We start from the raw sequence: 21399 nt of genomic DNA, 5'->3' as shown, positions 1-21399 counted from the left end.
ACATGCCCGGGGTGGTGCCGACCCCTACTTCTTGGCTTTGTCGGCGCTGGAATCGGTGGACAGCGCGGCGACGAAGGCCTCCTGGGGCACCTCGACCCGGCCGACCATCTTCATCCGCTTCTTACCTTCCTTCTGCTTCTCCAGCAGTTTGCGTTTACGGGAGATGTCACCGCCGTAACACTTGGCCAGCACGTCCTTTCGCATGGCCCGGATGTTCTCGCGGGCGATGACCCGGGCCCCGATGGCGGCCTGGATCGGCACCTCGAACTGCTGCCGCGGGATCAGCTCGCGCAGCTTCTTGGCCATGTCGACGCCGTAGGCGTAGGCCTTGTCCTTGTGCACGATCGCGCTGAAGGCGTCGACCGCCTCCCCCTGCAGCAGGATGTCGACCTTGACCAGGTCGGCCTCCTGCTCGCCGGCCGGCTCGTAGTCGAGCGAGGCGTAGCCCCGGGTGCGCGACTTGAGCTGGTCGAAGAAGTCGAAAATGATCTCGCCGAGCGGCAGCGTGTAGCGGATCTCGACCCGATCCTCCGACAGGTAGTCCATGCCGAGCAACTGCCCGCGCCGGCCCTGGCAGATCTCCATGATCGCCCCGATGAACTCGGCCGGGGCCAGGATCGTCGACTTCGTCACCGGCTCGAACACCTGGGAGATCTTCCCGCCCGACGGGAACTCCGACGGGTTGGTGACGGTGTGCTCGGTGCCGTCCTCCATGATCACGCGGTAGACCACGTTGGGCGCCGTCGAGATCAGCGACAGCCCGAACTCCCGCTCCAGCCGCTCCCGCACGATCTCCATGTGCAGCAGCCCGAGGAACCCGACCCGGAACCCGAACCCGAGCGCGGCCGACGTCTCCGGCTCGTAGACCAGCGCGGCATCGTTGAGCTGCAGCTTGTCGAGCGCCTCGCGCAGCTCGGGGTATTCGTCGCCGTCGATCGGATAGAGCCCGGAGAACACCATCGGCTTCGGATGCTCGTAGCCCGCCAGCATCTCCTTGGCGGGCTTGGTCACCGAGGTGACCGTGTCACCCACACGCGACTGGCGCACGTCCTTGACGCCGGTGATGAGGTAGCCCACCTCGCCGACGCCCAACCCCAGCTCGGCCGGCTTGGGCTCGGGCGAGATGACGCCGATCTCCAGGGTCTCGTGGGTGGCGTTGGTGGACATCATGAGAATGCGCTCGCGCTTGCCCAGGTGGCCGTCCACCACCCGCACATAGGTGACCACGCCCCGGTAGGTGTCGTAGACCGAGTCGAAGATCAGCGCCCGGGCGGCCTTGCCGGCCTCGCCCACCGGCGCGGGCACCGTCTGGACCACGTGGTCGAGCAGCTCGCGCACGCCCTCGCCGGTCTTGCCCGACACCTTGAGCACGTCGGACGGGTCGCAGCCGATCAGCCCGGCCAGCTCCTCGGCGAACTTCTCCGGCTGCGCCGCGGGCAGGTCGATCTTGTTGAGCACGGGGATGATGTGCAGGTCGGCGTTCATGGCCAGGTAGAGGTTGGCCAGCGTCTGCGCCTCGATGCCCTGGGCCGCGTCGACCAGCAGGATCGCGCCCTCGCACGCCTGCAGCGACCGGGACACCTCATAGGTGAAGTCGACGTGCCCGGGAGTGTCGATCATGTTGAGCACGTGGCCGTCCCACGGCAGCCGCACGGCCTGCGACTTGATCGTGATGCCTCGCTCGCGCTCGATGTCCATCCTGTCGAGGTATTGGGCCCGCATGGAACGTTCGTCGACCACGCCGGTGATCTGCAGCATCCGGTCGGCAAGCGTCGACTTGCCATGGTCGATATGCGCGATGATGCAGAAGTTGCGAATCAACGCGGGGTCGGTCTGGCCAGGCTGAGTGCGCACCGAAGTCCGTTTCGACAAGGTTGAGGACAGGCAGTCTTCCATGGTGACATGCCCGGGTGATTACCCGAACCGTCATCCGCCGCGGCCTGCGCCTGGTCGCGCTTGCCTTGGCCATCGTGGTCGCGCTGGTCGGCCTCCTCGCCGCCACGCTCCGTCTCCAGTTTACCGGTGCACCGGCGGCCTGGGCGAAGAGCACGGGCAACGACGCACTGTGGCTGGGACACGCGTGGGTGGACGGCCGCCGCACGGAGCAGGACGTCGAACGGTTGGCGGTACGGCTGCGCACGACCGGCATCAAGGACGTGTTCGTACATTCCGGCCCCTTCGAGTACGACGGCCGCCTTGATCCCGCTAAATACCCCAACGCCCGAAATTTCGTGAAATGGATGCACCAACACCTCCCCACCATCCGCATCTCCGCCTGGCTGGGCCAGACCGTCAAGAACGGCCTCGACCTCGACGACCCCACCTCCCGTGAGAACGTGCTGGCCGGCGTGGCCGCCATCATGAAGCAGGGCTACGACGGCATCCACTACAACTTCGAGCCGATCGGCGACGGCGACACCGACTTCCTCGACCTGCTGCGGCGGACCCGGCAGCACACCAGCCTGCTGTCCACCTCGACCCCGCAGATCGAGCCGTACCCCGGCATGCGCCTGGCGGCCCGGGCCGTCCTCTCCCACGACAAATACTGGTCCGGGGACTACTTCAGGCAGGTCGTGGACCGGGTGGACCAGGTCGCCGTCATGACCTACGACTCCTTCACCCCGCTGCCGTCCCTCTACGGCGGTTACGTGGTCCGCCAGGCCGAGCTGGCGCTGGACCTGGTCCCCGACGGCAAGTCCCTCTTCGTCGGCGCCCCGGCGTACCATGACCACGGATCGGCCTGGGGCGACTACGCGGAGAGCGTCGCGATGGCCGCCGAGGGCGCCCGCCTGGCACTGTCGGACCACGGCCGCCGCGAGCGCTTCGGCCTGGCCCTCTACGTGGACTTCGCCGCCACCGAAGAGGACTGGCGAGAATACATGACGCGGTGGCGTTGATTTGAGCAGCCGCCTGAGTTATTGGTAACCTGTTCAACTGCGTGTGTGGCGCGCCCTCTCTCGAGCCCGCGCGCCCCATCCATCACTCAGACTTTCACCGAGGCTTCTTCGTGGCGAACATCAAGTCCCAGATCAAGCGCAACAAGCAGAACGAGAAGGCTCGTCTGCGCAACAAGGCTGTCAAGTCGTCCCTGAAGACGGCTGTCCGCAAGTTCCGCGAGGCCGCCGAGCAGGGCGACGTCGCGCAGGCCGCCGCGCTGCAGCAGGCCGCCGCCCGCCAGCTCGACAAGGCCGTCAGCAAGGGCGTCATCCACAAGAACCAGGCCGCCAACCGCAAGTCCGCGATCGCCAAGCAGGCCGCGGCGCTCGCCGCCAAGTAACATCCGCCCACGGCGGGTAGGCGCCGCACTCCTCCGAGGGGTGCGGCGTTCTCGTTTGCGCGCCCTTTTGTCACGGTTTCGATATCACACCGGCATATCGGGTCCGTCACCGTTGCAAAGATCACCTTGCCCTCGATCTTCTCCCTGCACGAAAGTGCACTAACCAGGGCAAGGGGGACAACATGCGGGGGCCGCTGATCGTCAAAAGGGCGTTCGGCGAGCCGTTGCTCCTGCTGGCCGCGTTCGGCTCCATCCTGCTGGCGACCACCACGCTGGTGGCCCTGACGATGTACGCCTCCTCCATCGCCGACGCCGGTGTCCGCAGGACGATGGAGACGGCCTCGTACCAGCAGACCGCCGCCACCATCAGCGCCCCCGTGACGGCGGACACGTTCCCGGGCTTCGACCGGTCCGTACGCGCCGAGCTCGCCAGGGCCTACACCAGGCCGCCCGCCATCACCACCAGCTTCCGCTCGGACTCCTACACCATGCCCGGTCAGGAGCGGCGGGAGCGGCCCGAGCTGCTCAGGTTCGGCAGCTACGACGGCCTCGACCGGCACGCCAAGCTCGTCTCCGGCACCTGGCCGCGCGCGGGCGGCGACCGGGTCGAGGTCGCGATCTCGCTGTCGGCGGCCGCGGCGACCGGGTTCGAGGTCGGCCGGGAGTTCACCACCACGGGACGGCTCGACCCGCGACCCGTCGAGGTCCGCGTCGTCGGCGTCTTCCAGCTCGCCGACCCCTTCGGCGAGCGCTGGGCCGGCGAGCAACTGCTGAGCCGGGGCGTGGAGCGTGGCGAGTTCACCACGTACGGGCCGCTCATGGTGGCGCGCGAGACCTTCGTCAGCCGCTTCGCGACCAGCGTCAACGCCACCTGGACCGCCGAGCCGGACCTGCGCGCACTGGCCCCCGCCCAGCTCCGGCCGCTGGCCGCCGCGGTCGACCAGGTGCAGGAGCGGCTGAAGGCCGGCGGCTGCGCCAACTGCGTGGCCGCCAGCCGGCTGCCCGAGATGCTCACCCAGCTCGACACCGCGTCCCTGGTGGCCCGCTCCACCATGCTCATCCCGGTGCTGCAACTGCTGCTGCTGGCCGCGTACGCGCTCATGCTGACGGCGCGGCTGCTGGCCGACCACCGCCGTATGGAGGTGGCGCTGCTGCGCTCGCGTGGCGCGGGCACCCTGCGGCTGGCGGCGCTGGCGGGCGGCGAGGCGCTGATGGTGGCGCTGCCCTGCGCGATCGTGGCGCCGTTCCTGGGCCCCCCACTGCTCACGCTGGTCAACCAGTGGCCGTGGATCAGGGCCTCCGGGGTCCGCCTTTCGCCCGTGGCCGATCTGGGCACGTTCCTCGTGTCGTTCGGCGTGGCCCTGGCGGCGGCCGTGCTGCTGATGCTGCCCGCGCTGGCGGGCGCGCGGCGCACATATGTGGAGGAGCAGACCGCGCGCGGCCGCGGCGGCGGGCGCGGGCTGGTCCAGCGGGCGGGCGCGGACGTGGCGCTGCTGGTCGTGGCCGGGCTGGCGATCTGGCAGTTACAGCACTATGGCGCGCCGGTGACCGCCACGGCGGCCGGTGATCTCGGCATCGACCCGCTCATCATCTCCGGGCCCGCGCTGGCCCTGCTCACGGGCGGCATGCTGGGCCTGCGGCTGGTGCCGCGCATTTCGAAGCTCGCCGAGCGGCTGACCTCGCGCAGACCCACCCTCGCCCCCGCACTCGGCGCGTGGCAGGTCAGCAGGCGCCCGCTCAAGTACGCCGGTCCCGCGCTGCTGCTGACCATGGCCGTCGCGATCGGCATCGTGTCCCTGGCCACCGCCGCCACCTGGCGGGCTTCGCAGGCCGACCAGGCCCGCCACCAGGCCGGGGCCGACCTGCGGCTGACAGGGCCGCCGGACGGGCGGGAGCTGGGCCCGCTCGGGCGCGGCACGGCGTTCACCGCGCTGCCGGGCGTCTCGGCGGCCTCCCCCGCCTTCCGCGGGCAGACCGAGCTGAGCGGCGAGAGCGCGGCCCTGCTCGGTGTCGAGGCGGGCAAGCTGGGCGAGCTGTTCCGGTTGCGGCCCGACCTGTCGGCGCAGTCGGTCGGGCAGATGTCGCACGCGCTGGCCGGAGGCCGGGCGGGCAGGCTGGAGCTGCCCGGGCGGCCTGCCACGCTCACCCTGCGGGCCCGGGTGGACGCGGACCTGCCGCTGCGGCTGGTGCTCTCCGACGGGCTCGGGGTCTGGCGCGACCTGCCGCTCGGCGTGCTGCGCGCCGGTGACAACCGGATCGACCTCGACCTGCGACCGCTGGCCGGGCGCAGTGGGAAGATCACCTACCCGCTGTCGTTGCGCGGCCTGGTCGCCATCACCTCGCCGGGCCCCGCGAACCTGACCCTGACCGGCCTGAGCGCCGACGGCCGGGAGCTGGCGGCGCCCGCGCTCACGATGAAGGTGACCGGGACGAGCCCCGCCGTGGCCGCCTTCGCCCCGCCGTCCGCGCCCGGGCCACTGCCCGTCGTGCTGACCGCCGACCTCGCCGCCTCGGTCAAGCTTGGCGTCGGGCAGGTCGGGCCGGCCAGCATCGACCGCAAGGTCCTCCAGGTCAAGGTGGTGGCCGTGGTGGACACGATGCCGACGACCAGCGCGGGGCAGCCGGCCGTGCTGGCCGACTGGGGGACGCTGCAGGCGTACGGGCTGAGCGTCGCGGAGCTGCCGCGGCCCGCCACGGAGTGGTGGCTGGCGGCGGCGGACACCGGGCCCGCGGTGCGGGCGCTCGCGGGCCGGCCGGAGTGGGACGTCACCGCGCTCGACGAGCGCGAGCTGGCGGCCACGTTGCGGGACGACCCGCTGGCCAGCGGGCTGCAGGGGGCGCTGATGCTGGGCTTTCTGGCGGCGCTGATCTTCGCGGCGCTCGGGTTCCTGGTGAACGCGGCGGTCGCGGCACGCGAGCGGACGGCCGAGTTCGCGATCCTGCGTGCGCTCGGGGTGAGCTCCCGGCAGGTGTTCGGGCTGCTGGCGATCGAGCAGGCGTTCGTCATCGGGCTGTCGCTGGCGGCCGGGACCGGGCTCGCCCTGGTCGTGGGCGTTCTGGTGGTGCCGCACATCGTACTGACCGGGCAGGCCGCGGCCGTCACCCCCGGCGTGCTGCTGGACATCCCGTGGGGAGCCACGGCGGCGATGCTGGCCCTGGTGGCGGCGGTGCTGTTCGCCATCGTCGCCGGGCTGGCACGTAACCTGCGCAGGCAAGGGCTCGCCCTCCGGGAGGAACAGTGAGGATCCTGCGGCTCGCCCGCCTGCACCTGGGCCCGATGGCGGTGCTCTTCGTGCTCGCGCTGACCGCGTGCGTGCTGGTCGCGGGCCTGCCCAGGGTGATGCAGGCGTCGTTCGACGAGGCGCTGCGACGCGCGCTGACCGGCGCCCCCGCCGTGCAGTCGGATCTGGTGGTGACCGTGGAGTCGCGCTCGCCGGAGGAGGACCTGCACGAGCGCGCCCAGTTCGTCACCCGCGACCGGCGCTGGCGCGAGATCCTGCCGCCCACCCTGCGGCCGATGGTGGCCCCCGGCGGCCACATGAGCGCCAAGACCACGCTCACGCCGGTCACCGGCTCGAACGGCGGGCAGTACGTCAACCTCGGCTGGCTGTCCGACGCCGACCGGCGCGTCGGCTGGGTCCAGGGCCGCGCGCCCGGCGCGCCCACGACCATGCGGTACGAGGGCGCGACGATCCCGCTGATCGAGGTCGGCGTCGTGGCCGAGTCCGCGGCCAAGATGGAGCTGCGGCCGGGCCGGACGGTCGTGCTCGGCGAGAACGACCAGGTCGCCGTGAAGATCGTCGGCGTGTTCGAGGCCAAGGACCCCGGGGACCGCTACTGGAGCCACAACACCGACATCCTCCACTACACCGAGATCCAGCCGCCGAACGGCGGAGACCTCGAGATCCACGCCACGACGCTGATGTCCGACGCGGGCCTGACCGCGCTCAGCGGCAGCGGGCGCAACCTGACCTACCGCTGGGTCCTGCCGGTGAACGGCGCGGCGGCGAGCGCGCAGGACACCATCGACCTCGGCACCGCCGTCGCCGACTTCGGCCGGGTGGTGACGCTGCAGTCGACGGGCACCCCCTACCACCTGGAGACCGGGCTGCCCAAGCTGCTCGGCGACTTCCTGGCCGCGCTGGCCACCGCGCAGACCGTGATGTACCTGGTGCTGGGCGGGCTGCTGGCGGTGGCGCTGGGGGTGATCGTGCTGGCCGTGCGGCTGCTGGCCGACCGGATGGACCACACGCTCACCCTGGCGCGGGCGCGCGGCGGGTCGTTGCGGCAGGTGGCGGGCACCGCGGCGGCGCTGACCGCGCTCGCGGTGGCGCCCGCCGCCCTCGCCGGATACGCGCTGTCGTTCCTCGTGCCGGGGCCCGTGCTGCCGATCGTGCACGCCGGGCCGGTGCTCGTGGTCGGCGCCTCCGTCGGGTTCGCCGCCGCCCGGCAGGCCGTCACGCACCGCACGCCGCTGCACGAGCGGCGCGACGACGTGGTCGCCACCCGGCCCTCCGCCCCGCGGGTGACGCTGGAGGTGCTGGTCGTGGTGCTGGCGCTGGGCGGGGCGTACCTGCTGCGGGCCCGCGGGCTGGCCGAGACCGCGGGGCAGGATCCGTTCCTGCTGGTGGTGCCGGTCGCGCTGACACTGGCGGCCGCGGTGGTCACGCTGCGGTGCTATCCCTACCCGTTGCGGCTGCTCGTACGGCTGACGACGCGCGGCCGGGCGGCCGTGCCGTTCCTGGGGCTGACCAGGGCGGCCCGGGCGCGTTCCACGAATGTGCTGCCGGTGCTGATCCTGCTGCCCGCACTGGCCGTCGCGGTGTTCGCGGCGGTGGTCACCGACGGGATCGCGGGCACGCAGCGGCTGGCCGCCTGGGAACAGGTCGGGGCGCCGATCCGGATCACGTCGGAGATGGAGATCCCGGCCGCCCGGATCGAGCAGGTGCGCAGGGCCGCCGGGGTGGAGCGGGTGCTGCCCGCCCAGACGGGCCAGGTGCAGCTCGGGTACGGTGCCGAGCGGGCCGAGGCCATCGCCGTGGACGTCGGGCAGTGGCGGGAGATCCTGGGCGGTGCCCCGGTCGGCCTGCCGCCGCTGTCCGACGGCGTCCTGGTCTCGCCGGAGCTGCGGGGGCGGGGCACGCTGGAGCTCGGCTGGCAGTCCCGCCTGCGGCTCCCGACCCGGGGCGTGATCGACTCGGTGCCCGGTTTCTACACCCAGGGCAAGTTCGTGGTCCTGCCCCTGCGCGTCCAGGTGCGCCCGTACGTGAACACGTTGCTGATCAGCGGCGACGCCTCGACCGCCGAGCTGCGGCGGCTGGTCCCGGGCGCCATGGTGGCCTCCCAGGCGGAGATCTTCGACGCCATCCGCGACGATCCGATGACCTCCACGGTGCGCTGGACGCTGCTGGTGGTGACGGCCGCGCTGGCCGGGTACGCGCTGGTCGCCGTCGTGCTGGCGCTGGTGGTCGGGGCCGCGGAGCGGGCCAGGGCGGTGTCGTTCCTGCGGACGCTCGGGCTGTCGGAGCGGCAGGCGCAGCGGCTGACCGTGCTGGAGATCCTGCCCATGATCCTGGTCACCGCGCTGGTCGGGCTCGGCCTGGGGCTCCTCCTGCCGGTCGCGCTCGGGCCCGGCGTGGACCTGTCGTCGTACGCCGGTGGCCTGCCCGTCGGCGACTACTCCCTTGACCTGCTCACACCGAGCGCGCTCGCGGCGGGGCTGGCCGCCGTCGCCGTGCTCGGGGCGTACACGCACACCGCCATCGGCCGCCGTCGCAACCTCGGCGCGGTCCTACGAGTGGGAGACGTCTCATGAACCCGACCCTGTCGGAGCTGGAAGCCAGGGCCACGCGGCAGAAGGCCGCGTTCGGCGGCGACGCGCACATCGTGTGCGACAACCTGGTGCGCATCTACAAGACCGAGGGCGTCGAGGTCGTCGCGTTGCAGGGCCTCGACCTCGTGATCGACAAGGGCGAGCTGGTCGCCATCGTGGGCGCGTCGGGTTCCGGGAAGTCGACGCTGCTCAACGTGCTGTCCGGGCTGGACGTGCCGACCGCGGGGGTGGCCAGGGTGGCGGGCCTGGACCTGCTGTCCATGAGCGCCCGCGACCGGCTGCGGTACCGGCGGTCCGTGGTGGGCTTCATCTGGCAGCAGACGGCCAGGAACCTGCTGCCGTACCTGTCGGCCGCGGAGAACGTCGAGCTGCCGATGAAGCTGGCCGGCCGGCGGCGGGAGCGGCGCGCCGCCGAGCTGCTCGACCTGCTGGGCGTCGGCTACTGCGCGAACCGGAAGACCGCCGAGATGTCGGGCGGCGAGCAGCAGCGGGTGGCCATCGCCGTCGCGCTCGCCAACTCCCCGCAGCTCATCCTGGCCGACGAGCCCACCGGTGAGCTGGACAGCGAGACGTCGGAGCAGGTGTTCGACGCGATGCGCCGGGCCAACAGGGAGCTCGGGGTGACCGTGGTCATCGTGACACACGACCCGCTGGTGTCGGAGCAGGTGGACCGTACGGTGGGCATTCGCGACGGGCGTACCAGCAGCGAGACGTTGCGGCGCGAGGACGCCGAGGGGCAGATCATCGCCGAGGAGTACGCCGTGCTGGACCGGGTGGGCCGGCTGCAACTGCCGCGCGACTTCATGAGCGCCCTGCACCTGGAGCGCCGGGTGCGCCTCGAACTCGAAACCGACCACATCGGCGTGTGGCCCGCCCGAGAGGAGCCGTCAAGTGACTGATTCGCCGCTGGTCGTGGTGGAGGGGCTGCGCAAGGTCTACCGGACCGGGCCCAAGGAGGTGGTGGCGCTGCGGGACGTGTCGTTCTTGGTGCACCCCGGCGAGCTCGTGGCGGTCCGGGGCCGGTCGGGGTCGGGCAAGACGACCCTGCTCAACCAGATCGGCGGCCTGGACAAACCGGACGGCGGGCGGGTGGTGGTGGACGGGCACGAGGTCACCGCCATGTCCGAGGAGGGCCTACTGGAGCTGCGCAGGGACGTGGTGGGGTTCGTGTTCCAGTCGTTCGGGCTGATCCCGGTGTTGTCGGCGGCCGAGAACGTGGGGGTGCCGATGCGGCTGGTGCGGATGCCGGTGGCGGAGCGGGAGGAGCGTGTGCGGATGCTGCTCGCCCTCGTCGGGCTGGAGCAGCACGTCAACCAGCGGCCGTACGAGCTGTCCGGCGGGCAGCGGCAGCGGGTGGCCATCGCCCGGTCGCTGGCGAACCGGCCCCGATTGCTGGTGGCCGACGAGCCGACCGGGCAGCTCGACTCGCAGACCGGGCGGCAGATCATGGAGCTGTTGCGGGCCCTCGTACGGAGTGAGGGGGTCGCGGCCCTGGTCGCCACCCACGACCCGAGCCTGATCACGCTGGCGGACCGGGTCCTGGAGATCACGGACGGCGTGGTAGGGGAGGAGGCGACGCTGGTGTGATCGCCGCCTCCTTCGAGGGGCCCGTCGTGGCGAACCGGGGCAGGAGAGCGACGAGGTTGGCGGCGGCGACCAGCACGGCCCCGCTCAGCAGCAGCGCCGTCACGCCCGTCACCCCGGCCAGCGGCGCCGCCACCGCCAGCCCGAACGGCCGCGACGCGAACGAGATGAGCTGGTCGAACGCCCGCACCCGCCCCAGCGCCGCCGCCGGGATCTCCTCGGCCACGACCGTCTCCCACAGCGGGCTGAGCAGCCCCAGCCCGAACATCGCCACGAAATAGGCCGCCGCCACGACGGCGACGGGCACCGGCAGCGCCAGAGCGACCAGGGGCAGCAGGTAGCACGCCGCCCCCGCCTGGATCGCGACCAGCGGCCGCCGGACGGGCAACCGCGGCACCGCGAACACCCCCAGTACCAAGCCCACCGTCCCGCTCTGCACGATCACCATCCAGCTCGCCTCGCCGCCCAGATCCCGTACGGCGGCCACGGGCCCGAGGGTGAGGAACAGCCCGGCCATGAAATGCCACACGCCGTGGCCGAGCACGCAGGCCAGGAACCACGGCCGCCCCTTGACCTCCCGCCACCCCGCGACCAGATCGTCACGGAACGACCGGCGTTCCGCCACGGAGGGCGAGCCCCCGCGAACCCCGCCGAGGGTCAGCGCCGAACCCGCGAACAGCACCGCCGTGAGCGCCGCCGCCCATCCGGGACCGGCGGCCAGCGTGATCCCGCCCGCGATCGAGGGCGCGACCACGGAGGACAGGCTCGTCGCCACGCCGATGCGCGCGTTCATCCGCAGCCGCTCGGGCCCGGGCACCACCGCGGCCACCAGCCTCGGCACCGCCGGACTGCCGAACGCGACGGCCGCCCCGGCCAGGGCCGCCAGCAGGGTCAGGTCGAGCAGGCGGTGCACGCCGAGCAGGAGTTCGGCGGCGATGGCGGCCTGCGACAGGCACCGGGTCAGATCGGCGATCAGCAGCACCCGCCCGGGCCGGATCCGGTCGGCCAGCACCCCGCCCACAGGAAGCAGCAGGAGCATCGGCACCATCTCGCCGGCCAGGACGGTGCCGAGCGCCGCGGCGTCCCCGGTCACGCGTAGCACGGCCAGCGTCAGCATCGTGGGGATCAGCGCGGTGGCGAGCGCGGAGACACTTCGCCCGATCAGCAGTCGAGTCATCACGATGCGGGAGAGTATTTCGCCATCGAATGTTTCGTCAACAAAATACTTGCTACCGTAGGATCCGTGAAATGGAGGATTCGGTCGATCGCCACCTGGCCCGCTGGCGCGGCAGGGCGCCCTTCGACGAGCAGGTGGAGGCGATCGTCACGCGCCTGCAGTTCCTCGTCAAACACCTGGCCCACACCAAGGAGGCCGCGCTGGCGGAGGTGGGCATGCAGGACTTCGAGTTTGAGACGCTGCACCGCCTGGTGGCCCGCGGCGGCACCGCGACGCCGTCCGAACTCGCCGCGGACCTGCTCCTGTCCCCCGCCGGGATGACCGGCAGGCTGGACACCCTGGAAAGATCCGATCTGGTACGGCGGGTGCGCAGCACGCAGGACCGCCGCCGGGTGGACGTGGAGCTGACCTCCAAGGGTCACGAGCTGTGGACGGAGGCGATGACGATCCGGGCGGAGGTCGAGTCCCACCTGGTGGACGCACTGTCCACCACCGACCAGCCCCTACTGGACGGCCTCCTCAAACAACTCCTGCTCAGAGCCGAATCCACCACCACGAAACCCAGACCAGAAACCCACCGCCACCGAGCCCACCGCCACCGAGCCCACCACCCGTGACCGCCTCTTCTCGCCTAGCGTCCCGTGCGGCTGGCCACGATGACCTGCAGGGTGTGCTCCAGGGCGTAGGCGGGATCCGCTCCGCCCCCCTTGACCTGCTCGTCCGCGCTGGCCACGGCCTGGATCGCCCGCGACAGCCCCTCCGGCCCCCAGCCGTTGAGCTGCCGTTTCACCCGATCGACCTTCCACGGCGGCATGCCCAGATGGCTCGCCAACTGCCCGCCCCGCAGGTTGCGCGGCGCGCTGCCCACCTTGGCCAGCGACCGCAACCCCCCGGCCAGGGCGCTCACCAGCAGCACGGGCGCGACCCCGGTGCCGAGCGCCCACCGCACCTGCTCCAGCGCCTCCGCCAGCCGTCCCTCGATCGCGGAGTCCGCCACGTTGAACCCGGTGACCTCGGCTCGCCCCTTGTGATAGCGAGCCACCGCGGCCGCGCTGACGGTCTTCTCCTCCGTGTCGAACATCAACTGGCCGCAGGCCGCCGCCAGCTCCCGCAGATCATTGCCCACGGCGTCCAGCAACGCCTGAGCCGCGTCCGCCGCGATCCCGCGCCCGGCCCGCTTGAACTCCCCCTTGATGAAGTCGAGCCGCTCCCCGGCCTTGGTGACCTTGGCCACCGTGACCACCGCGGCCCCGGCCTTCTTCACCCCGTCGACCAGCGCCTTGCCCTTCACCCCACCCGGGTGGGCCAGCACCAGCACGGTCTCGTCCGAGGGCTGCTTGGCGTAGGCCACGACCTCGGCGATGACGTCCTTCACCAGATCCTGCGCAGACCTGATCACGACGATGGAGCGATCGCCGAAGAGCGACGGCGAGGTCAGCTGCGTCAGCTCACCGACCGTGACCTTCCCGCCCACGAGGTCATGCACCTCGGCCCCGGAGTCGGTGCCCCGCGCCACCGCGACGACGCCACTGACTGCCCGCTCGGCCAGCAGCTCCTCCTCGCCGACGACGAGGGTCACAGGTGCTGGATCGGTTCCCGCCATACCAGGCAGCATGCCATGCCCCACCGACAACCCGGTACTCGACGACGAGAGCCGCCCCGTCTCCCGGGGCGATGATCTCCGCGGGCCCGCACCAAGATCAGGGACTTCCAAAATCCGTTGACCCGTAACAGAGAGCTGCCTACCGTGATACTCCCAGTAACCGCGACCCCGCGGCCCCCTGCCAGGAGCCGGAGAGGATGTCATGCGCTCCCTGACCGTCTTCGACCTCGATGGCACACTGGTGGACACCCCGCGCGCGATCGTGGAAAGCTTCACCGCGGCGTTCGGCGCCTTGGGCGTGACCGCCCCGCCGCCCGCGGCCATCCGCGCCACCATCGGGCTGCCGCTCGAACGCGCCTTCGCCGGCCTGCTGAACAGGCCGGCGGACGACGAGCTGGTGGCCGGCGGGGTAGGACACTACCAACGCCTGTTCAAGGAGCTCATCCTGCCGCGTGCGCGGGAGCTGGTCTTCCCCGGCGTCACCGAAGGGCTGGACGAGCTGCGCGCCCAGGGGATCGGCCTGGCCGTCGCGACCAGCAAGTTCCAGGTCAACGCGGACGCGCTCCTGCGGGCCGCCGGACTCCACGACCGCTTCGCCCTCGTCGTGGGCGCCGACCGAGTCTCGCATCCCAAGCCGCATCCCGAGTCCGGGCTGCTGGTGATGCGCACGCTCGGCGTACCGGCCGAGCGCGCGGTGATGGTGGGCGACACCGTCCACGACCTCCACATGGCTCATGCCGCCGGAATGCGCTCGGTCGCCGTGACGTACGGCATCCACGACCGTCTGGAGCTGGCCTCCGCCACGCCCACGTGGTTCGCCGACACCTTCGGCGAGGTCGTCGCCCTGCTCGGCGCGCACCTGCGAGACGTGAGGCCCCGGGACAAGGACCTGGGGCACACAGACCTCCAGGGCGCGGACCTGCGTGACGTGACCGGGGAGCTGGCCGGATGACCGGGCGCGCCCTCGACTGGCTGCTCGCGCTCGCGGGCGGCGTGCTGCTCACGCTGATGACGCTGTCCAACGCCGTGCTCGCCCGCCACACCGACGCGCTCTACGCCTCCTGGGCCGCGCACGGGCTCGGGGCGGTGGTCGCGCTGATCCTGATGCTGGCCCTCCGCCGCCGCACCCGACCACCCACGATCGAGGGGGAGCGCAACCGGCGGCCCGCGAGCGAGAAGGACACCACCCCCCGCTGGTACTACCTGGGCGGCATCCCCGGCGCGCTCGTCGTCGTGCTGTCCGCGGTCGCGGTGAACAGCGAGCTGGCCCTGGCCGGCACCATCGCCCTGATGCTCACCGGCCAGGTGGTCTTCGGCACCGTCGCCGACCACCTGGGCCTGCTGCACACCCCCAGACGCCGCGTCACGAGCACGGACCTCGCGGTCGCCGGATGCGTGCTGGCGGGCAGCGTGCTGATCGTTCTCGGCGGGGCGTGACATCGTGCTCTTCTTCATCGCCCTGGCGCTGCTCAACGGCCTGCTCATCGGCACCAGCCGGACGATCAACGGCCAGCTCAGCACCCATTCGGGCGCGTTCACGGCCTCCGTCTGGAACCACGTGGTGGGGCTTGCCTTCCTGACCGCGGTCCTCCTCGTGGTGCGCGTGTGGCCAGACATTACGGACGTTCCGCTGGCGGCGTACGTGGGCGGGGTGTTCGGCGCTCTGTTTGTGGCGGTCAACAGCTACGTGTTCCCGCGGCTCGGCGCGCTGAGCGCCTCCGTGCTCGTGATCAGCGGGCAGGTGCTCTCCGCCGTGGTGATCGACTGCGTGCTGCAGGGGTCGCCGCCCGCGCCGGTACGGCTCGCCGGCGTGGTGCTCGTGGTCGCGGGACTCTGCCTCCCCCGTCTCAAGGCCCGTCTCCGTCCGAAGGAGAACCAGCAGTGCAAGACCGACACGTGATCGACGAGCTCCTCGACGATCGCACGTACCACATCGAGTTCAACGGCCACCTGACCAATCACGCCAAGCACGCGGTCATCGCCCTGGCCGGGCTGGGCGTTCCGGCCGCCGAGGTCAGGGCCTATTACGACGCGTACGCCAAGCTGACCTCCTACGGGTTCGGCCTGGAGCCGCCCAAACCCGACCTGCACCACATCAACGAGCACAACTGGCACACGCACCTGGGCGGCCGTACCAGCTTCTGGTCCTACTGCGACTTCTTCGACCGGCGCGAACGGGAGCTCGGCCTCGACGAGCTCCTGGCCCGCTACGGGCCCGCGCTGCTGCCCGGCTGGACGGGATCGTTCACGCACGCCACCATCCACCTCGGCTGGGCGCTCGACGCCGGGCATCGGTGGATGGCCATCGAGGGCCTGGCGTACATGGCCTACTCCTACGCCACCTGCCACCCCGAGCGGGCGGTCACCCCGGGAGCCGCCGACCCGACGCCCATGGACTCGCTGCTGCGGCTGGCCGGGGCGTGGGACGAGGACCGCGACGGGCTCGCGCACTGGGTGAGCGGGATCCTCGCCGACACCTCACCCGTCGAGCGCGGCGAGATCCACCCGGAGCTGGTCCGCTCGGGCCTGCAGTTCCGCATCGCCCGCACGCTCGGCGAGGGTCACCCCCTCTTCTACGACACGCCGGCCTGGATCGAGGACAACGACTGGGAGCCCCTGTATTACGCGGTCTCCCTGCTCTACCTGTCGCGTCCGGGCGACTTCGTACTGCTGCACCTGGTCACCTCGCTGCACGCCGTGGAGCAGATCGCTCTGCGGCTGCCCGCCGACCAGCGGCGGCAGGCCATCGTCTGCTTCTGGATCGGCCTGCTCGGCACGGTCTTCTCCGGCGGCGACTTCCCCTCCCGCGCCAAGCTCGCCGCCCTGAACCGGCTCTTCGCGGCGGACGTGGACGACGAGCAGGAACAGGGGTGGCGCGTGATCGTCGGCCGGGCCGTGCTGGAGAGGGAGGAGCACAACCCCAAGCTGGTATACGTGCTGCGCCAGGTCTGGGAGCGCAGCGGCCGGCGCTCGATCTACCGGGTGGCGGCGGCCCAGTTCACCGCCACGCCGGAGCTGCCACCCACCTTCGACGAGCCGCCTGCCGCGTGACGGGAGCGCCACCGTGAACGTGCACCTGCTGCCCCAGACCCGCCAGCTCCGCGCCCTGCACACGGTCGTCCGCGACCGGCACGCCGGGCTCGACTCCTTCGTCCTGCACTCCCGCCGCATCATCCGCCTCCTCCTGGAAGCCGGGCTCGACCAACTCCCCTTCGCCGAGCACGACGTCACCACGCCGGTGGGCGCCACCTACCGGGGCCTCAGACACTCCGTGGACGTCTGCGCGGTCGCGGTGGTCAGGGCCGGCGAGAGCATGGAGGCAGAGCTGCGCGAGCTCCTCCCCGGCATCCGGATCGGCAAGATCCTCATCCAACGGGACAAGAAGACCAAGCTGCCGCACCTGTACTACTCGCACCTGCCCCCCGGCATCGCCGACAGCCACGTCCTGCTGCTGGAGCCGATGCTGGCCACCGGCGGGTCGGCGAACGCCGCCATCGACGTACTGCTCAAGGCCGGCGTGCGTGAGGAGAACATCATCCTCATCGACTTCATCGCCGCGCCCGAGGGCCTCCGCGCCGTCAGCGAAGCCCATCCGCGCATCAAGGTCGTCGTCTCCTCGATCGAGGAGCGGCTGAACGAGAACGCCTTCATGGTCCCCGGCATCGGCGACTTCGGGGACCGCTACTTCGGCACCACCGTTACGGGGGCACGATGATCAGCAAGTCTTCCGTCCGCCCCGCCCCGCTCCGGATGCCCGCCGGCCTCGGGGCCTGCCTGCCTGACCTCCTGCTCCAGCAGGCCGAGAGCCGGCCCGACGCCGTGGCGGTCACGGGCGCCGGCTACGAGCTCACCTACCGTGAGCTCGTACGCGACGCCGGGCGGCTGGCGACCCGGCTCCGCGACCTGTCGATCGGCCCGGACGACTGCGTCGGCCTGTTCGCCGAGTCCTCGGCCGAACTGGTGACCGGGGTCTGGGGGATCCTGCTGGCCGGGGCCGCCTACCTGCCACTGTCCCCCGACTACCCGAGTGACCGCGTCCGCTTCATGATCGAAGACGGCCGGGCGAAGGCCGTCGTCACCCAGGAGCACCTCGCCGGCGACCTGGCCCGGCTGGCTCCCGAGGGCACGCGGATCCTCGGCGTGGCCGGCTCCGGCGGAGACTGGCAACCCGACCAGACCCCCTGGCGGCCCCGGTCGCTCGCGTACGTGATCTACACCTCCGGCAGCACCGGGCGGCCGAAGGGCGTGATGATCGAGCACCACAGCATCGCCTCTCAGATGCGCTGGCTGCACACATACGGACATGTCGGGACGCACACCACGATCCTGCAGAAGACCCCGATGAGCTTCGACGCCGCCCAATGGGAGATCCTCGCCCCCGCGTTCGGCGGCCGGATCGTGGCCGCCCCGCCGGGCGCCCACCGCGATCCGGATGCGCTGACCGAATCGATCCTCACGTATGGGGTCACCACGCTGCAGTGCGTACCGACGCTGCTCGAAGCCCTGATCGACGGCGGGGACCTGTCCCGCTGCAGCACGCTCACCCGCGTGTTCTCCGGCGGCGAGGCGCTGAGCAGACGGGTGGCGCGCGAGTTCTTCGCCGTGATGCCCGGCGCCTCCCTGATCAACCTGTACGGGCCCACCGAGTGCACCATCAACGCCACCGCTCAGGTCATCGATCCCGGCACCACTCGCGACGGGATTGGAACGGTCCCGATCGGCGTACCCGTGGACAACACCCACTGCTTCGTCCTCAACCGGGACCTGGCTCCGGTGGACGCCGGGGAGACCGGCGAGCTGTACATCGGCGGCGCCCAGCTCGCCCGCGGCTACCTCGGCCGGCCGGAGCAGACCCGGGAGCGGTTCATCCCCTCGCCGTTCGTGCCCGGCCAGCGGCTCTACCGGACGGGCGACCTGGCGTACTGGAACCCCGACGGCACTCTGCAGTTCGCCGGCCGCGCGGACGACCAGATCAAGCTGCGCGGCCACCGGATCGAGCTGGGCGAGGTGGCCCGGGCGGTGGAGCGGCACGTCTGGGTACGCCGGGCGGCGGCCGTGGTCGTGACCGACGAGCGTACCGGCTCACCGCAGCTCGTCGCCTGCGCGGAGCTGGACCCGCAGGAGGCGACGCTGATGGACCAGAGCCACCGCTCGGCCCATCACATGTCCAAGGCCGACCGGCTGCAGGTGCGGGCGCAGCTCGCCGGCGCGGGCCTCAGACCGGACCTGGCGGGGCGTGGGGCGGTGGCCCTGCCGGGGCGGCACGAGAGCGCGCGGCAGCGGCGCGCGGTCTTCGCCCGCAAGTCCTACCGGTTCTTCGAGGGCGGGCCGGTCACGCGCGCGGACCTACGCGAACTCCTCACCGACCCGCCACCCACCGCCGCCGACCCGGACCTTTGCCCGCCCCCATCCCCATCCCCGTCCCTATCTCCGTCCGCGGGCCCATACCAGGACTCGAACCCGAACCCGAACCCGAACCTGGACCTGGACCTGGACCTGGACCTGGAGCGGCTCGGGAAGATCCTGCGCTGGTTCGGTCAGTTCCAGAGCGACCAGCGGCTGCTGCCCAAATACGCCTATGCCTCCCCCGGTGCCCTGTACGCCACCCAGCTCTACCTCGAGACCGACGGCGCCGTACGCGGCCTCGACCCCGGCCTGTACTACTACCACCCCGCTGACCACACCCTGGTCCGCATCGGCCCGGCCCGGGAGGCGCGGCTGCTGGTGCACCTGTCGGGCAGGCGGGCGGCGATCCAGCCGGTGTACCGGGAGAACGTTCACGAGGTGCTGGAGTTCGAGGCCGGTCACATGGTGGGCGTCTTCGACGAGGTGCTGCCCGCGTACGGTCTCGGCCTCCGGCCGGTGGACCGGATCGCCTCCATGCCGGAGCGGCTGGAGGTCGCCGCCGATGATCATTATGTGGGTACGTTCGAGATCTGCCCGCAGGAGGCCGTACCGGATCCCGGCGTCGAGGTGTACGTGCAGACGCATCCAGGGCGGGTGGCGGACCTGGCGGCCGGCTGGCATCGCCTGCGGGACGGCGAGCTGGAGCGGGTCTCGGACGAGATCGTGCTGCGCCGCGACGTCGTGGCCATCAACCAGCAGGTGCACGACCGGGCCGCCTTCGGCCTGGCGCTGGTCGGCCGGGGGGTGCGACCCTGGCTGGCGTACGTCGTGCTCGGCGCCCGGTTGCACCGCCTGCAGCGCAACGGCCTGGGCATCGGGCTCATGTCGTCCGGTTACAGCTCGAAGAGCGGTCACCCGATGCCGGCCGCGCGCCGCGTGGGGGCCATCCTGGCCGGCGCCGGGCTCGGCCCCGCCGAGGCCGTGTACTTCGCGCTCGGCGGCAAGGTCAGCGCCGACCAGATCCTCGGCGAGGACATGCGCGAGGACGCGGTGCACATGAAGGGGCCCGCGGAGCTCATCAGAGACGGGCTGGCCCGGCTGCTGCCCGACTACATGCTGCCCGGCCGGGTCCTGGTCGTGGACGCGCTGCCGCTGACCGCGAACGGCAAGGTGGACGCCGCGGCGTTGCGGGCCCTGGCGAGCGTGCGGCCGGTGGGTCCGTACACGGCGCCCGCGACCAGGACCGAGCAGTGGCTCGCGCGGGCGTGGGGGCAGGCGCTGAAGTACGAGGAAGTGTCGGCCACGGACGACTTCTTCGCCTGCGGGGGCAACTCGCTCATCGCCGTGGCGCTGGTGACCCGGATCAACCGGGAGTACGGCACGCGGCTGCCGTTCCAGGCGCTGTTCGAGTCGCCCCGGCTCGCGGACCTGGCGGCCCGCATCGACGACGGCCCGCCCGGCCCGGCATCGCGGCTCGTGGCGCTGGGGAGCGGCACGCGGGGGCGGCCGGTCTTCTGCTGGCCGGGGCTCGGCGGTTATCCGATGAACCTGCGCCTGCTCGCCCGCCAGGGCCGCCGCCCGTTCTACGGGATTCAGGCGTACGGCCTCAATCCCGGCGAGATCCCCTACCCGACGATCCGGGAGATGGCCGCCGCCGACCTCGCCGAGATCCGACGTGTCCAGGCGGAGGGGCCGTACACGCTGTGGGGATACTCCTTCGGCGCGCGCGTCGCCTACGAGGCGGCGCGGCAGTTGGAGGCGGCCGGCGAGCGGGTGGAGGGGCTGGTCCTGGTCTGCCCGGGCAACCCGAAGGTCCGGGGGAACCACCGCCCCCGCGAGGCATCGTTCGCCAATCCCGAGTACGTGACGATCCTGCTGTCGGTCTTCACCGGCTCCGTCACCGGCCCCGACGTCGAACGCTGTCTGGAACGGGCCCGCGACGAGGACACGTTCGCAGACTTCGTCCGCGAACTGCTCCCGGAGCTGGACGGGGCACTGATCCGCCGGATCACCCGCCTGGTCGCCAGGACGTACGCCTTCGAGTACGCCTTCCGCACCCTGGACACCCAGGTCACCGTCATCAAGGCCGCGGGCGACGACTACGCGATCGCCGACGACATCCCGGCCACCGTCATCCATCTCGACGCCGACCACTACGGAGTGCTCAGAGAGCACGGCGTCACCGACCTGGCCCAAGCCATCCGAACCACCGTAGAGGAATTCTGAGATGCCCCACGTCACCATCCAGCACTTCCCCGTCGACCTCACTCCCGAGCAGCGGCAACGCCTGACCGACGCGCTCACCACCCTCGTCGTGGAGAGTTTCGGCACCTACGAGGGGGCCGTGTCAATCGCACTCGAACCGGTGGAGGCCGCCGACTGGACCACCTCCGTCTACGAGCCGCTGATCGCCGGCCGCGCCAACCGGCTGATCAAGGCTCCGGAGTATCGCAGTTGAGCGGCATCCCCCTGGTGGTCGCCGAGGAGGTCGCCCAGGCCCTGGCCGAGGGACGACCGGTGGTGGCCCTGGAATCGAACGTCATCACGCACGGCCTGCCCTACCCGGACAACGCCGCCAC

The 21399-nt window shown here is 71.5% G+C and carries 18 protein-coding genes; 15 read left to right on the top strand and 3 right to left on the bottom strand.

What is annotated here, in order from left to right; translation table 11 throughout:
• Nucleotides 1-24 precede the first annotated feature (24 nt).
• On the bottom strand, nt 25-1896 hold the full coding sequence (gene lepA, locus ABGB18_RS05880; protein ID WP_347694323.1) for a translation elongation factor 4: 1872 nt from the start codon (nt 1894-1896) through the stop codon (nt 25-27).
• 14 nt (nt 1897-1910) lie between these two features.
• On the opposite strand from lepA, the gene ABGB18_RS05875 reads away from it, so the two are divergent.
• The 6 genes from ABGB18_RS05875 (at nt 1911) to ABGB18_RS05850 (ending at nt 10697) form a co-directional block, all read left to right on the top strand.
• Nucleotides 1911-2897 carry a hypothetical protein gene (locus tag ABGB18_RS05875; protein WP_347694322.1) on the top strand — a complete coding sequence of 329 codons (987 nt, stop codon included), beginning with the start codon at nt 1911-1913 and terminating at the stop codon, nt 2895-2897.
• Nucleotides 2898-3007: 110 nt separating this feature from the next.
• On the top strand, nt 3008-3277 hold the full coding sequence (rpsT, locus tag ABGB18_RS05870) for a 30S ribosomal protein S20 (protein WP_347694321.1): 270 nt from the start codon (nt 3008-3010) through the stop codon (nt 3275-3277).
• Nucleotides 3278-3459: 182 nt separating this feature from the next.
• Nucleotides 3460-6519 carry an ABC transporter permease gene (locus ABGB18_RS05865; protein ID WP_347694320.1) on the top strand — a complete coding sequence of 1020 codons (3060 nt, stop codon included), beginning with the start codon at nt 3460-3462 and terminating at the stop codon, nt 6517-6519.
• Nucleotides 6516-9092, top strand: a complete 2577-nt coding sequence (locus ABGB18_RS05860; RefSeq protein WP_347694319.1) for an FtsX-like permease family protein — start codon at nt 6516-6518, stop codon at nt 9090-9092. Before ABGB18_RS05865 ends, ABGB18_RS05860 begins: the two co-directional genes overlap by 4 nt.
• Complete coding sequence (locus ABGB18_RS05855; RefSeq protein WP_347694318.1) at nt 9089-10009, top strand: ABC transporter ATP-binding protein; 921 nt, start codon at nt 9089-9091, stop codon at nt 10007-10009. Before ABGB18_RS05860 ends, ABGB18_RS05855 begins: the two co-directional genes overlap by 4 nt.
• Nucleotides 10002-10697, top strand: coding sequence for an ABC transporter ATP-binding protein (locus ABGB18_RS05850; RefSeq protein ID WP_347694317.1), 696 nt, complete (start codon nt 10002-10004; stop codon nt 10695-10697). Before ABGB18_RS05855 ends, ABGB18_RS05850 begins: the two co-directional genes overlap by 8 nt.
• On the opposite strand, the gene ABGB18_RS05845 is transcribed toward ABGB18_RS05850, so the two are convergent.
• Nucleotides 10657-11871 (bottom strand): MFS transporter, encoded by a 1215-nt coding sequence (locus tag ABGB18_RS05845; RefSeq protein ID WP_347694878.1) that lies wholly within the window; start codon nt 11869-11871, stop codon nt 10657-10659. The two genes, ABGB18_RS05850 and ABGB18_RS05845, sit on opposite strands and share 41 nt — an antisense overlap.
• Before the next feature lie 71 nt (nt 11872-11942).
• On the opposite strand from ABGB18_RS05845, the gene ABGB18_RS05840 reads away from it, so the two are divergent.
• The gene (locus tag ABGB18_RS05840; protein ID WP_347694316.1) at nt 11943-12488 is read left to right on the top strand and encodes a MarR family transcriptional regulator; all 546 of its coding nucleotides are present in this window, start codon (nt 11943-11945) and stop codon (nt 12486-12488) included.
• A 14-nt stretch (nt 12489-12502) separates the two neighbouring features.
• Here the strand turns inward: ABGB18_RS05840 and holA are convergent, their stop codons facing one another.
• Nucleotides 12503-13474: a DNA polymerase III subunit delta gene (gene holA, locus ABGB18_RS05835; protein ID WP_347694315.1), complete on the bottom strand. Its 972-nt coding sequence runs from the start codon at nt 13472-13474 to the stop codon at nt 12503-12505.
• A gap of 202 nt (nt 13475-13676) precedes the next feature.
• Between holA and ABGB18_RS05830 the strand changes: the two genes are divergently transcribed.
• The 8 genes from ABGB18_RS05830 to ABGB18_RS05795 all read left to right on the top strand — a co-directional run.
• Nucleotides 13677-14426 carry an HAD family hydrolase gene (locus ABGB18_RS05830; RefSeq protein WP_347694314.1) on the top strand — a complete coding sequence of 250 codons (750 nt, stop codon included), beginning with the start codon at nt 13677-13679 and terminating at the stop codon, nt 14424-14426.
• Nucleotides 14423-14911, top strand: a complete 489-nt coding sequence (locus ABGB18_RS05825) for a DMT family transporter (RefSeq protein ID WP_347694313.1) — start codon at nt 14423-14425, stop codon at nt 14909-14911. Before ABGB18_RS05830 ends, ABGB18_RS05825 begins: the two co-directional genes overlap by 4 nt.
• A gap of 4 nt (nt 14912-14915) precedes the next feature.
• Nucleotides 14916-15374, top strand: a complete 459-nt coding sequence (locus ABGB18_RS05820; RefSeq protein ID WP_347694312.1) for a DMT family transporter — start codon at nt 14916-14918, stop codon at nt 15372-15374.
• Nucleotides 15356-16525 (top strand): questin oxidase family protein, encoded by a 1170-nt coding sequence (locus ABGB18_RS05815; RefSeq protein ID WP_347694311.1) that lies wholly within the window; start codon nt 15356-15358, stop codon nt 16523-16525. Before ABGB18_RS05820 ends, ABGB18_RS05815 begins: the two co-directional genes overlap by 19 nt.
• Nucleotides 16526-16538: 13 nt before the next feature.
• Nucleotides 16539-17189, top strand: a complete 651-nt coding sequence (gene upp, locus ABGB18_RS05810; RefSeq protein WP_347694310.1) for a uracil phosphoribosyltransferase — start codon at nt 16539-16541, stop codon at nt 17187-17189.
• Nucleotides 17186-21046: an amino acid adenylation domain-containing protein gene (locus tag ABGB18_RS05805; protein ID WP_347694309.1), complete on the top strand. Its 3861-nt coding sequence runs from the start codon at nt 17186-17188 to the stop codon at nt 21044-21046. Before upp ends, ABGB18_RS05805 begins: the two co-directional genes overlap by 4 nt.
• 1 nt (nt 21047) lies before the next feature.
• On the top strand, nt 21048-21278 hold the full coding sequence (locus ABGB18_RS05800) for a tautomerase family protein (protein WP_347694308.1): 231 nt from the start codon (nt 21048-21050) through the stop codon (nt 21276-21278).
• Between the two features lie 14 nt (nt 21279-21292).
• Nucleotides 21293-21399: pseudouridine-5'-phosphate glycosidase (locus ABGB18_RS05795; protein WP_347694877.1), on the top strand; the 107-nt coding region annotated here is incomplete at its 3' end.

The sequence above is a fragment of the Nonomuraea sp. B12E4 genome (genome assembly GCF_039871825.1).
Lineage (GTDB): Bacteria > Actinomycetota > Actinomycetes > Streptosporangiales > Streptosporangiaceae > Nonomuraea.
Note: the sequence above shows the minus strand (reverse complement) of the source record. Positions and strands in the feature narration are given on the sequence as shown.